We start from the raw sequence: 11961 nt of genomic DNA on the forward strand, positions 1-11961 counted from the left end.
ACACAGATGGGCACAGATATTTTGCATGAATAGCAGACACCTCATCAAAGTGCGCGAAGCGCATCTGTGCTCATCTGTGTCATCTGTGGCTAAACCTTTAAATGCGCCTTGCCAGGCGCAGGAGCCAGAATGATAGATACAACCCACGATCCGAAACTGACCTCATGGGTCGCCAGTGCCAATGGCCATGCGGATTTCCCGATCCAGAACCTGCCGCTCGGCCTGTTCTCACCGGCCAATGAAGCCCCGCGTCCCGGCACGGCCATCGGTGATCAGATCGTCGAATGGCAGGCGCTCGTGGCCGCAGGCCTGATGCAGGACAGTCTGATCATGGAGGCCGTTCTGGCCACGCCGGCCCTGCGCAAATCCCTGCGCCAGCAACTGTCGAAACTGCTCAGCGATCCGCAGTACCGCGAAGCCGCCGAGCCCTACCTTCATACCGCCGCCGACTGCACATTGCACCTGCCGACCCACATCGGCGACTATACAGACTTCTATGCCGGCATCCACCATGCGGTGACAGTCGGCAAGCTATTCCGGCCGGACAATCCCCTGCTGCCGAATTACAAGCATGTGCCGATCGGCTATCACGGCCGCGCCTCTTCCATCCGCCCCAGCGGCGCACCGGTCATCCGCCCAAAAGGGCAGACCAAGGCGCCGGATACGGAAACGCCCTCCTTCGGGCCAAGCAAGCGGCTCGATTTCGAACTTGAACTCGGCATCTGGATAGGCCCAGGCAATGATCTCGGCCAGCCCATCGCGATGACTGACGCCGCCGAACATATCGCCGGCTACTGCCTGCTCAATGACTGGTCGGCGCGCGATTTCCAAGCCTGGGAATACCAGCCGCTAGGCCCATTCCTGGCCAAGAACTTCATGACCACGATCTCGCCCTGGATCATTACTCCGGAAGCCCTGGCGCCTTTCCGGCTGGCGCAGGCTCCACGCCCCGAAGGTGATCCCAAGCCCTTGCCCTACCTATGGGACGCGACCGATCAGGCCAGTGGTGCGCTGAAGCTCTCGCTGGAGGTATTGATCGAGACGGCCGAAATGCGCGCGCAAAATCTGCCGCCGTTTGCCCTCAGCCACAGCGAGGCGCGCCATATGTACTGGACGCCGGCACAACTGGTCGCCCATCACGCCAGCAATGGCTGCAATCTGCAAACCGGTGACCTGTTGGGCACAGGAACCATTTCCGGCCCTTCCCCGGACAGTGCCGGCAGCCTGCTCGAACTGTCAGAAGGCGGTAAAAAACCCGTGACTTTGCCATCAAATGAAACACGAACCTTCCTTGAAGACGGCGATGCGCTTATCTTGAGAGCCTATGCCGAAGCCGACGGCTGTGTCAGCATCGGGTTCGGAGACTGCCGCGGGCGCATTTTACCCGCCGGATAAGAGCCAGATAAGAGAAAGCAGGCGAGGATGCTCAAATTGCATGATTACTGGCGCTCCAGCGCCGCCTATCGCGTTCGTATCGCTCTTAATCTCAAGGGGCTGGAGTACAAACAGGACAGTCATGACCTGCGCACCAATGCCCAGCATCTCGACAGCTATAAGGCGCTCAATCCGCAAGGGCTAGTGCCGGCGCTAGATATCGGCGGCCATGTCCTGACGCAAAGTTCGGCAATCATCGAATGGTTGGAGGAAACCTGCCCGGAACCGCCGCTTCTGCCGCGCGCCGCCGCCGACCGCGCCGTGGTTCGTGCCATGGCAGGGATGATCGCCTGCGATATCCACCCGCTCAATAATCTCCGTGTTCTGCGCGAACTGAAGAACGACTGGGGCGCCGACGAAACGCAGACGAAGATGTGGGCCAAAGGCTGGATTGCCGAAGGTTTCACAGCCCTGGAAACCCTGATCGCCCGCCATGGCGACGGCTACTGCTTCGGTGAGCGGCCGACCCTGGCCGATTGCTTCCTGGTGCCGCAGGTCTTTTCTGCCCAACGTTTCGGCGTCAGCCTGGATCCCTATCCAAATATCCGCGCGGTCAATGAGCGCTGCGATGAGCACCCAGCCTTTTTCGCGTGCCCACCCGGCACATCAGCCCGATGCCGATACGGTCGATTTCAATACCAGATGAGTTTAAGAGTCTACGCCACGCCCGCCGGCGTAAAACTGGGGCCAAAGGATCTCATCGCGCCTGACAGCGCGCGCAACTTCGTGCTGGAAATTGGCGAGGCGCATTTTCATGGCTTCGTGGTACGTAAAGCCGATGACTATTACGGCTATGTCGATCGCTGCCCACACGCCGGCCTCCCCCTGGCGCAGGAACTGGACGACTACCTGACACCCCAGGCCGACCTGATTTCCTGTAGCTGGCATGGCGCCCTGTTCCGCATCTCCTCCGGTCAGTGTGTCGGCGGTCCCTGCGCCGGGCAGTCGCTGACACCGTGGCCGGTACGCGTGGAAGACGGTTTTATAGTGACCGCTTAAGCCGTGGCGTCGTTTGAGCCGCGCTTGGCGGTCAGGCTGGAACCGACCGAGGCGATGATCACCAGCGCCACCGCCAACCATTGCAGCGGCGTCAGTAGCTCATGCAGGATAGCCAGCCCCAGCAGAGCGGCGACGGCCGGCTCCAGGCTCATCATCAGACCAAAGGTTTTGGCCGGCATGGCTTTCAGCGCGATCATTTCCAGCGCATAGGGAATGGCGCTGGCCAGGATACCGATACCGACGCCGTAGAGCAGTATGATCGGCGACAGCAACGACGCCCCAGCAAAGGCGACGCCGATCGGCACGGTGAAAATGGTCGAAAAGGCCATGCCAAGCGCCACAGCCTTGCCCCCGTGTACCCGATCGCCGACCTTCTGACCGACAATGATATAAAGCCCCCACAGCACACCAGCGATCAGGGCATAGACCACGCCCAGCAGATCGAGCGCCGTGCTGCCGTCTCCCCACGGAAGCAAGATCAGCAGCCCTGCCACGGCGCAGGCCACCCAGATAAAGTCACTCCATTTGCGTGACCCCAGGATCGCCACGGTGAGCGGCCCGGAAAATTCCAGTGCCACGGCTATCCCTAACGGAATGCGGGCGATGGAGGCATAGAAGACCAGGTTCATGACGCCGAGTATGGCGCCGTAAAGCGCCAGCACAGGCCAGTGCTTCCGCTCCGGCCCACCGCGCCAAGGCTGGAAGACAATAAGCAATGAAACCGTGGCAAAGAACTGGCGCAACGCCGTGGTGCCTTCGGAACCGACCAGCGGAAAGACATGCTTGCTAAGCGTGGCGCCAAGCTGCACGGAGACAATGGCGATCAGAACGGCGATGATCGCCCATACTTTCGTATTTTTGGGTTTGGGATTTTTAGACATGATTCGACTCCGGTTAGGCGTCGTCTTGTCATGACCGGGTACGGCGCACCTCGTCCGGAGAATATCTGCGCCCAGGATAGCGGCTCGATATGACAATCTCAACGGATGTGAAAAATAAAATTGGTCTTATTGCTTATGACAAATAGGTAGGCCACCCTTCGGAAAAATGGAGGAAAAACCATGAAATCGCTCGTCGCCCTGATGGCGTCCGCGGCCCTGATGGCTGCGCCGGTAATGGCCAAGCCCGCGCCCAAACCGGTAATTATCGGTTATCTGCCAGCTTTCAAGGGCCCCATGCTGCCCTATATGGACTCCGTCGACCTGACCAAGGTCACCCATATCAATCTGTCCTTCGTCAATCCCGATCCGCAGGGCCAGGTCGTCAATGGCGCCCTGATGGCCTGCATGGATACCGAAGGACATGGCGCCCTGCCGGTGGCCGATGTGCAGGCGGTGATCGACCGCGCGCACAAGGCCGGCGTCAAGGTGCTGATTTCCCTGGGCGGTGGCATTATCCCCAAATGTTCCGGTGACTGGCCTAAGCTGCTGAAGCCGGAAAACCGCGCCGCCACCGTGGCCAACCTCATAAAGTTTCTCGATAAGACTGGCCTCGATGGCCTGGATGTCGATCTCGAATGGGACGTTCTGACGGCTATCGACACCGCCGGAGACTATACGCCCTTCATCCAGGAACTCAGCGCCGAACTCAAAAAGCGTGGCAAGCTGCTGACCTGCGCCACGGCCTCGGCTGAAGGCGGCATGGTGCCCGTGTCTTCCGTGCCGTATTTCGACTATGTGAACATTATGTCCTATGATGCCATTGGTCCTTCATGGGGTACGCCTGGTGATGAGCACGCCACCTTGGGCATGGCGAAACACGATATCGCCGTCTGGCAGGCGCGCGGGGTGAAAAAGGGCCAGTTGGTGCTGGGCGTGCCCTTTTACGGTCACGCCTTTGGCAGTTACAAACTCGGCTTCCATGATTACAAGGGCCTGCTGGCGGAATATGGCGATTCGGTCGCCGAAAACGATATCCTCGGCAAGGCGTGCGCCGGTTGCGATTACGTCACCTATAATGGCCGCCCGACGATCCGCCAGAAGGCCGAACTGGCCCGGCAGAACGGCGCTGGCGTCATGATCTGGGAACTGACAGCCGATCAGCCGGGGCCGAACAGCCTGCTTGATGCCTTGCACGACTCGCTCAATTCTACCGCAGAGTGAATTGCGCAGCATAATTTCCGATTGCATCGCGTCATGCGACAAAATATCTCGATCCGTCGTCAATTTTCCAAATTTGACATAAATGTCAGTATTTGAAATTGACCCTGCGTCGGGTTTTTTGTATTGTGTTTTCAATAACAAGAGAAAACGCCACAGACAGCACAATGTTTACGCCTCCGCGCCTCAGCCAGGGTTCGAGCACCACCTCGGCCCCAAGCCACACCCAGACAGCGTGCGTAAACCGGGCGGCGTCACTCGCCAGACATAGCGAAAATGCTGCATCCTGCCACGGTGCAGCATTTTTTTGTCACTGGCGTCGAAACGCATTAGCCCCACCATCGATGAAAAAGGATACAGGGAACAAAACGCCATGAAAACCAGCACAAAAACAAAGCCCGCCCCTCAAGCCGACAACGACGTTTTTGAATATGCGCTGCGCCTGGGCGACGATGCCCTCATTCTCGGCCAGCGCCTGAGCGCCTGGTGCGGCCACGCCCCCAGCCTGGAGGTCGACCTCGGCCTCTCCAGCCTGGCGCTCGATCTGGTCGGCCAAGCCACCTTCTGGCTGGAACTGGCCGCCAGGCATGACCCGCGGGGCCGCGATGCCGATACCCTGGCCTTCCGCCGCGACACCCACGATTTCCATAACTGCCTTCTGGTCGAGCAGCCGAATGGCGATTTCGCCCAGACCCTGGCGCGGCAGTTCCTGTTTTCCAACTACCAGCTTCTGTTCCTGGAAGCCCTCAAGGGGTCATCCGACAAGGCCATGGCCGAGATCGCCGCCAAATGCGCCGGCGATGTCGCCTATCACGTCGATTTCGCCCGCGACTGGATGATCCGGCTGGGAGATGCCTCCTGCGTCAGCCATCAGCGCCTGGTAAAGAGCATGGACTTCATGTCCCACTTCGTCGATGAGCTGTTTATCATGGACGAGGTCGATAATGCCCTGCTGACGGACGGCATATCCATCTGCAAAGCGGCTCTGCGCGACGAGTTCGATCATCGCATCGCCAGCGTATTGAGCGAGGCCGGCTTGAGCGCCGCCAAAGGCAAGGCGCTCTATAATCCTGGGCCGCAAGGGCCATGACAGTGAGCATGTAGCCCTGCTGCTGCACGACATGCAGATCCCGCCACACGAAGCGGATCCGCGCTGGTAATCAGCCTACAGCGAGCGCCGCCGCCGCCAGATCCTGCGCAGCGTCGCCCACGCTCTTGAACAGCGTGATGCGGCCTTCCCGGCCAGGCACAGACTCACCGGCGCAAAGCGTCTGCAAGGTGCCCTTGATCATTTCATGATGTAGCAGGCCCGCGGCGATCGGCTGGGTCAGGTCACCGGCCTCGCTCAGGGCAGCGAAGCTATCGACCCAGATGTCGGCGCGCGTCATGGCGGTATCGTCGGCCTCGCGCATATCCTTCAGATAGCCGCCGATCAGGGCCACATGCTGGCCATTGCGCAGCCATTCCCCTTTGATCAGCGGCGCTTTGGAAAGGGTGGCGCAGGCGATGATATCGGCCTTCGCCACGTCGGCCGCCAGATCAGTGCAGACCTCGGCATGGAAACCGCCCGCCTTGAGGGCCGAAACCAATTTCTCCGCATTGGCTGCGGTCGGGCTGAAAACCTTAACCGTTTCGATTTCGCGCACTGCGCGGTAGGCGAAGGCTAACTCGCTGGCAATTCGTCCTGAACCGACCAGCAGCAGATGCCCGGCGCCCTCGATCGCCAACCGGTCGGCCGCGATCGCCGCCACCGCCGCCGTGCGCCGCGCCGTCAGTTCGCCGCCGTCGAGCAGGGCCATATGCTCGCCGGTCACCGCATCGAACAACAGATAACTCGCCGTCACCGCCGGCAGGTGACGCCGCGCATTGCCGGGCGTCACATTGACGATCTTGACTCCCCCATGCCCTGGCTCCAGGCCGGCATCATCAGCAGGGTTGCGTCCGGCTCGCCTTGAATACTAACCGTGTGGACATGGCGCTGCGGCGAGGTCGTCTCGCCCTGCAACAGCTTGGGCAATTGCTTCGTCAGCAGCGCATAGGGCAAACGTTCGATCAGGTCGTGCGCGGTCAGGTTTTGCATGGGACTATCCGTTATCAATAGCGGTTTCGGTCAGTAGCCAGTCACGAAAAGCGACCAGAGGTGGGTGGTCGGCGCGATCTTCCGGCCAGGCGAGATAATAGGCTTCGGCGTTTTTCATGGGCAGGTCGAGCGCCCGAACCAACTGGCCGGTGCGCAGTTCTTCCTCGATCAGGAAATCCGGCAGGAGGGCCACGCCCAGTCCGGCGCGCGCCATCTGGGCCATGGTGGCGAACTGATCGAACAGCATCCCTTGCACATGCTCGGCCGGCGCCTCATTCTGACGCAGCCAGCGCTCCCAGGCGTCGGGCCGCGTGGTGATATGCAGCAACGGCGCCTTACGGATATCCGCCGGAGTCTCGAACCTGTAGCGCTCCAGCAGGGCCGGACTGCATGCAGGCACGACATATTCTTCGCGCAGGATTTGCGTCTGCGCGCCCGGCCAATCGCCGGTGCCATGATAGATGGCGGCGTCCATCGCTTCCTGGCGAAAATCAAACTGGCTCAGGCGGGTGGTCAGGTTGAGCGTGGTCGCCGGATTCTGCGCCAGGAACTGCGGCAGACGCGGTGCCAGCCAACGCGCACCGAAGGTCGGCAGGACCGCGAGATTGAGCGTGCCGCCCAACGGATTGGCGCGCAGGTTGAGCGAGGCGGTACTGATCTTCTTCAGCGCATCGCGGACTTCGCGGGCATAGACCTCGCCGCCGGGGGTCAGGCGAATGGTCTGGCGTTCGCGGTGGAACAGCTCGACCTCCAGCAAATCCTCCAGCGCCTTGATCTGGCGGCTGACAGCACTTTGCGTCAGGGCCAGTTCGCGCGCCGCCGTGGTGATGCTGCCGGTGCGTGCGGCGGCCTCAAAGGCTTGCAGGTGGGCAGTCGGCGGCAGAAAACGGCGTGGGGCAAGCATCAGACTTCATTCCAAATAAGAATGATATATTGCCGAAATGGCAATGGATAAGACCCATATTAGCGCGTATAAGCCTATTGTCCATACAAATACGGAATGACATGCAGGGTAGCAAAACACACGGCCTATGGGAAACCACCGCGCCTGCCGCACCGGCCACCGCCGTGCTGACCGGTGATGTGCACACGCAGGTCTGCATCATCGGCGGCGGCTATACCGGCAATTCGGCGGCCCTGCATCTGGCGAAAAAGCGCGTGGCCTCGGTTGTCCTGGAAGCCAGGGAAATCGGCTACGGTGGCGCCGGGCGCAATGTCGGGCTGGTCAATGCCGGCATGTGGGTCATGCCTGATGAACTGCCGAATGTGCTGGGCGAGGTCCACGGCGACCGTCTGCTGAAATTGCTGGGCGATGCCCCATCGGCAGTTTTCGATATTGTCGATACTTACGGTATCAAGTGCCAGTTGCAAAAGCACGGCACCCTGCATTGCGGCGTCGGCCAGGCCGGTCTGGAAGAGTTGCAACAACGTGAACAGCAGTGGCAGGCGCGTGGTGCGCCGGTGCGCCTGCTTTCCGCTGAGGAAACCGCCGAAAAGGTCGGTTCCAGCGCCTATACCGGCGCCCTGCTCGACCTGCGCGCTGGCACCATCCAGCCCCCGGCCTATGTGCGCGGACTGGCAAGGGCGGCGCTGAAAGAGGGCGCAACAATCCACACCGGCTCTCCCGCGCTTGAAGTGACGGCCGATGGTTCACAATGGCGCGTGAAAACGCCGCAGGGCTCGGTCACGGCCAGCTGGGTGATCATGGCCACCGACGCCTATACCCAGGGTCCGTGGGAGATTATCCGTCGCGAACAGATCCACCTGCCCTATTTCAATTTCGCCACCGTGCCCCTGCCGGAAGATATCCGCGCGACTATCCTGCCGGGCAAGGAAGGCGTATGGGACACCAAGGAAGTCCTGTCCTCCTTCCGCATGGATGTGCATGGCCGCCTGATCTTCGGCAGCGTTGGTGCGCTGAAAGGCATGGGCGAGGCGATCCACCGCGACTGGGCCCTGCGCGCCCTGCACAAGATTTTCCCCCAAATCGGCAATGTGAAGTTTGAAGCGGAGTGGTATGGCCAGATCGGCATGACCGACGACAACCTGCCGCGTTTTCACAAATTCGCGCCCAAGGTCATCGGCATCAGCGGCTATAATGGCCGGGGAATCGCGCCGGGCACCGTCATGGGCCGCACCCTGGCCGAACTGATCGCCGGCGAAAAGGGTGAAGACGACCTGCCCCTGCCCGTCACCACGCCCGCCGAGGCGAAGATGCGGGCCATTAAAGAAGTATTTTACGAGGTCGGCGCGCAAGCCGTCCATTTGACTGACTCACGTTTCTAAGGAACCGAACATGATCACCGAAACCACCAAGACAGCGACTGAGGTCTCTGACCTGCTGAAAGCCCTCGGCGTCGAAGCCAAATCCTATACCGGCGGCTCTCTGGCCGTTCATTCCCCGATCAATGGCGATCGCATCGCCGATGTCTTCGAGAGCTCGGCCGCCGACGCCAAAAACGCCATCGACGCCGCGCATAAGGCGTTCCTCGACTGGCGCGTCATCCCGGCCCCGAAGCGTGGCGAACTGGTACGCCTCTTCGGTGAAGAACTGCGCGCCCACAAGGCCGAACTGGGCAAGCTGGTCTCGCTCGAAGTCGGCAAGGTGACCTCGGAAGGTCTCGGCGAAGTGCAGGAAATGATCGACATCTGCGATTTCGCCGTCGGTCTCTCCCGCCAGCTCTACGGCCTGACCATCGCCACCGAACGCGCCAGCCACCGCATGATGGAAACCCGGCAGCCGCTGGGCGTCGTCGGCATCATCTCGGCCTTCAACTTCCCGGTTGCCGTCTGGGCGTGGAACGCTGCCCCGGCCCTGGTCTGCGGCGACTCGATCGTCTGGAAGCCATCGGAAAAGTCTCCCCTAACCGGCCTGGCCACCCACGCGCTTTTTGAACGCGCGCTCAAGGCCTATGTCAATGCTGGGTTTGATGCTCCGGAAGGCCTGTCGGCCCTGATCATCGGCGCGCGCGAAATCGGTGAAGTCCTGGTCGATCACGAAAAGGTCGCGCTGGTTTCAGCCACCGGCTCGACCGCCATGGGCCGCGCCGTCGGTCCGAAGCTGGCCGCCCGCTTCGCCCGTTCGATCCTCGAACTCGGCGGCAACAACGCCGCCATCATCGCCCCCACCGCCGATCTCGATCTCGCCCTGCGCGGCATCGCCTTCTCGGCCATGGGCACCGCCGGCCAGCGTTGCACGACTCTGCGCCGCCTGTTCGTCCATGACAGCATCTACGACACCCTGGTGCCGCGCCTGAAAAAGGCCTATGGCTCGGTCAAGATCGGCAATCCGATGGAAGACGGCGTGCTCGTCGGTCCTCTGATTGACAAACTGGCCTTCGACGGTTTTGAAAAGGCGCTCGGTGAAGCCAAGGCGGCCGGCGGCTTGGTCATCGGCGGCGAACGCGTTAGCGTCTATGGCGACAACAGCTACTATGTCCGCCCGGCGATTGTCGAAATGAGCAAGCACGAAGGCCCGGTCCTGCGTGAAACCTTCGCCCCGATCCTCTACATCCTGCGCTATTCTGATATTAAAGACGCCATCGCCATGCAGAACGATGTCGGGGCCGGCCTGTCCTCTTCCATCTTCACCAACGACATGCGTGAAGCCGAACTCTTCATGTCGGCCGCCGGCTCGGATTGCGGCATCGCCAATGTCAATATCGGCACCTCGGGCGCCGAAATCGGCGGCGCCTTCGGTGGCGAAAAGGAAACCGGCGGCGGCCGTGAATCGGGCTCCGACGCCTGGCGCGCCTATATGCGCCGCACCACCAACACCATCAACTATGGCAGCACCCTGCCGCTGGCCCAGGGCGTGGTGTTCGATGTCTGATTTCCAATGGGATGATCCGCTTTTGCTCGTCGAGCAACTGACGGATGACGAACGGATGATCATGGAAGCCGCGCGCGACTATGCGCAGGGTTCCCTGATGCCACGAGTGCTGAAGGCCTATGGCGAAGAGCACACCGACCGCGCCATCTTCAACGAGATGGGCGAACTTGGTCTGCTCGGCGCCACCCTGCCGGAACAATATGGCGGCGCCGGCGCCTCCTATGTTGCCTACGGCCTGATCGCCCGCGAAGTCGAGCGCGTCGATTCGGGGTACCGCTCGATGATGAGCGTGCAGTCGTCCCTGGTCATGTATCCGATCTATGCCTATGGCACCGAAGAGCAGCGGATGAAATACCTGCCCAAGCTGGCCTCCGGCGAATGGGTCGGCTGCTTCGGCCTGACCGAACCAGACGCCGGCTCCGATCCCGGCTCGATGGCCACGCGCGCCGAAAAGATTGACGGCGGCTATCGCCTCAACGGCACCAAGATGTGGATTTCCAACTCACCCATCGCCGATGTTTTCGTGGTTTGGGCCAAGCTTGATGGCGTCATCCGCGGCTTCGTGCTGGAAAAGGGCCTGAAGGGGCTTTCCGCGCCGAAGATCCACGGCAAGCTGTCTTTGCGCGCCTCGATCACCGGCGAGATCGTCATGGACGGTGTCGAGGTCGGTGAAGACGCTCTGCTGCCTAACGTGTCGGGCCTCAAGGGACCGTTCGGCTGCCTCAACCGTGCGCGCTACGGCATCGCCTGGGGCGCCATGGGTGCCGCGGAAGATTGCTGGCATCGTGCGCGTCAGTATGGCCTTGATCGCAAGCAATTCGGCAAGCCGCTGGCGCAGATGCAGCTTTTCCAGAAAAAGCTGGCCGATATGCAGACCGAGATTACCCTGGGCCTGCAAGCCGCCCTGCGCGTCGGACAACTGTTCGACGCCGGCCAGATGCAGCCGGAAATGATCTCACTGATCAAGCGCAACAACTGCGGCAAGGCGCTCGATATCGCTCGTCAGGCGCGTGACATGCACGGCGGCAACGGCATCCATGAGGAATACCACGTCATGCGTCATGCGCAGAACCTGGAGTCGGTCAATACCTACGAAGGCACACACGATGTCCACGCCTTGATCCTTGGGCGGGCGCAGACCGGATTGCAGGCGTTTTATTAAACCTCAGGCAAACTCAATGTCGCAACGTCGTCCGACCGAAAAAGAAATGACGCTGATAAGCGATATCTTGAAGCGTACCGCAAATTATTCTCCGCCTGAACATTGGCAAGATCGCCTGCTTGTAATCCCAATGCGTGATGGGGGCATGGGAAGCCTGAAGCTATGTCTTGATGGGCATAACCAAGAAGGTAGAAAATTCAAGGTACAAATCGGCGATCTGATTCTGAAGGACAATGACAATATCGATGTCATTGTATCTTTGAATATTGATGACAATGACCAGTTATTTGAACTGGACATTTGGAAAATAAATTATGAGCCGACGAAAAGCATTTCAACTTGAGCAAGATTTGGC

The 11961-nt window shown here is 60.5% G+C and carries 12 protein-coding genes, 1 pseudogene and 1 riboswitch; of the genes and pseudogenes, 9 read left to right on the forward strand and 4 right to left on the reverse strand.

Annotation, left to right across the window (positions count from 1 at the left end):
* Positions 1-129 precede the first annotated feature (129 nt).
* The 3 genes and pseudogenes from fahA (at position 130) to NVV72_00695 (ending at position 2433) form a co-directional block, all read left to right on the forward strand.
* Positions 130-1395, forward strand: a complete 1266-nt coding sequence (gene fahA / locus NVV72_00685) for a fumarylacetoacetase (protein ID MCR6657911.1) — start codon at positions 130-132, stop codon at positions 1393-1395.
* 27 nt (positions 1396-1422) lie between these two features.
* Positions 1423-2080: pseudogene (gene maiA / locus NVV72_00690) on the forward strand (maleylacetoacetate isomerase).
* Positions 2077-2433, forward strand: coding sequence for a Rieske (2Fe-2S) protein (locus NVV72_00695; protein ID MCR6657912.1), 357 nt, complete (start codon positions 2077-2079; stop codon positions 2431-2433). The pseudogene maiA and the gene NVV72_00695 overlap by 4 nt, the downstream one beginning before the upstream one ends.
* Here NVV72_00695 and NVV72_00700 read toward each other — a convergent pair.
* A complete protein-coding gene (locus tag NVV72_00700) occupies positions 2430-3314 on the reverse strand; it encodes a DMT family transporter (GenBank protein ID MCR6657913.1) in 885 nt (294 codons plus the stop codon). The genes NVV72_00695 and NVV72_00700 overlap by 4 nt on opposite strands.
* 14 nt (positions 3315-3328) lie before the next feature.
* Positions 3329-3398, reverse strand: a riboswitch (guanidine-III (ykkC-III) riboswitch).
* A 96-nt stretch (positions 3399-3494) separates the two neighbouring features.
* Between NVV72_00700 and NVV72_00705 the strand changes: the two genes are divergently transcribed.
* Positions 3495-4535 carry a glycosyl hydrolase family 18 protein gene (locus tag NVV72_00705; protein MCR6657914.1) on the forward strand — a complete coding sequence of 347 codons (1041 nt, stop codon included), beginning with the start codon at positions 3495-3497 and terminating at the stop codon, positions 4533-4535.
* 370 nt (positions 4536-4905) lie between these two features.
* Positions 4906-5622 carry a phenylacetate-CoA oxygenase subunit PaaC gene (paaC, locus tag NVV72_00710; protein ID MCR6657915.1) on the forward strand — a complete coding sequence of 239 codons (717 nt, stop codon included), beginning with the start codon at positions 4906-4908 and terminating at the stop codon, positions 5620-5622.
* Between the two features lie 70 nt (positions 5623-5692).
* Here paaC and NVV72_00715 read toward each other — a convergent pair whose 3' ends face one another.
* Genes NVV72_00715 through NVV72_00725 form a run of 3 tightly spaced genes read right to left on the reverse strand, consistent with a single transcriptional unit; the run spans position 5693 to position 7516 of the window.
* A complete protein-coding gene (locus NVV72_00715; GenBank protein MCR6657916.1) occupies positions 5693-6412 on the reverse strand; it encodes a quinate 5-dehydrogenase in 720 nt (239 codons plus the stop codon).
* Positions 6409-6612 carry a hypothetical protein gene (locus NVV72_00720; protein MCR6657917.1) on the reverse strand — a complete coding sequence of 68 codons (204 nt, stop codon included), beginning with the start codon at positions 6610-6612 and terminating at the stop codon, positions 6409-6411. The genes NVV72_00715 and NVV72_00720 overlap by 4 nt, the downstream gene beginning before the upstream one ends.
* Before the next feature lie 4 nt (positions 6613-6616).
* Entirely contained in the window at positions 6617-7516 is a 900-nt protein-coding gene (locus NVV72_00725) for a LysR family transcriptional regulator (GenBank protein ID MCR6657918.1), read from the reverse strand.
* 101 nt (positions 7517-7617) lie between these two features.
* Between NVV72_00725 and NVV72_00730 the strand changes: the two genes are divergently transcribed.
* The 4 genes from NVV72_00730 to NVV72_00745 are packed head-to-tail and all read left to right on the forward strand — an operon-like array spanning position 7618 to position 11949.
* Positions 7618-8898, forward strand: coding sequence for an FAD-binding oxidoreductase (locus NVV72_00730; GenBank protein ID MCR6657919.1), 1281 nt, complete (start codon positions 7618-7620; stop codon positions 8896-8898).
* A 10-nt stretch (positions 8899-8908) separates the two neighbouring features.
* Entirely contained in the window at positions 8909-10444 is a 1536-nt protein-coding gene (locus tag NVV72_00735; GenBank protein ID MCR6657920.1) for an aldehyde dehydrogenase family protein, read from the forward strand.
* Positions 10437-11606 carry an acyl-CoA dehydrogenase gene (locus NVV72_00740; GenBank protein MCR6657921.1) on the forward strand — a complete coding sequence of 390 codons (1170 nt, stop codon included), beginning with the start codon at positions 10437-10439 and terminating at the stop codon, positions 11604-11606. Before NVV72_00735 ends, NVV72_00740 begins: the two co-directional genes overlap by 8 nt.
* Positions 11607-11622: 16 nt before the next feature.
* Positions 11623-11949 carry a hypothetical protein gene (locus NVV72_00745; protein ID MCR6657922.1) on the forward strand — a complete coding sequence of 109 codons (327 nt, stop codon included), beginning with the start codon at positions 11623-11625 and terminating at the stop codon, positions 11947-11949.
* Positions 11950-11961: the final 12 nt, after the last annotated feature.

The organism is Asticcacaulis sp., assembly GCA_024707255.1.
In the GTDB taxonomy this organism is placed as follows: domain Bacteria; phylum Pseudomonadota; class Alphaproteobacteria; order Caulobacterales; family Caulobacteraceae; genus Asticcacaulis.

What these genes read in the sequence shown, in the direction of transcription:
- fahA (MCR6657911.1), top strand. Translation starts at nt 130, where the DNA reads ATGATAGATACAACCCACGATCCGAAACTGACCTCATGGGTCGCCAGT.
- NVV72_00695 (MCR6657912.1), top strand. Translation starts at nt 2,077, where the DNA reads ATGAGTTTAAGAGTCTACGCCACGCCCGCCGGCGTAAAACTGGGGCCA.
- NVV72_00700 (MCR6657913.1), bottom strand. Translation starts at nt 3,314, where the DNA reads ATGTCTAAAAATCCCAAACCCAAAAATACGAAAGTATGGGCGATCATC.
- NVV72_00705 (MCR6657914.1), top strand. Translation starts at nt 3,495, where the DNA reads ATGAAATCGCTCGTCGCCCTGATGGCGTCCGCGGCCCTGATGGCTGCG.
- paaC (MCR6657915.1), top strand. Translation starts at nt 4,906, where the DNA reads ATGAAAACCAGCACAAAAACAAAGCCCGCCCCTCAAGCCGACAACGAC.
- NVV72_00720 (MCR6657917.1), bottom strand. Translation starts at nt 6,612, where the DNA reads ATGCAAAACCTGACCGCGCACGACCTGATCGAACGTTTGCCCTATGCG.
- NVV72_00725 (MCR6657918.1), bottom strand. Translation starts at nt 7,516, where the DNA reads ATGCTTGCCCCACGCCGTTTTCTGCCGCCGACTGCCCACCTGCAAGCC.
- NVV72_00730 (MCR6657919.1), top strand. Translation starts at nt 7,618, where the DNA reads ATGCAGGGTAGCAAAACACACGGCCTATGGGAAACCACCGCGCCTGCC.
- NVV72_00735 (MCR6657920.1), top strand. Translation starts at nt 8,909, where the DNA reads ATGATCACCGAAACCACCAAGACAGCGACTGAGGTCTCTGACCTGCTG.
- NVV72_00740 (MCR6657921.1), top strand. Translation starts at nt 10,437, where the DNA reads ATGTCTGATTTCCAATGGGATGATCCGCTTTTGCTCGTCGAGCAACTG.
- NVV72_00745 (MCR6657922.1), top strand. Translation starts at nt 11,623, where the DNA reads ATGTCGCAACGTCGTCCGACCGAAAAAGAAATGACGCTGATAAGCGAT.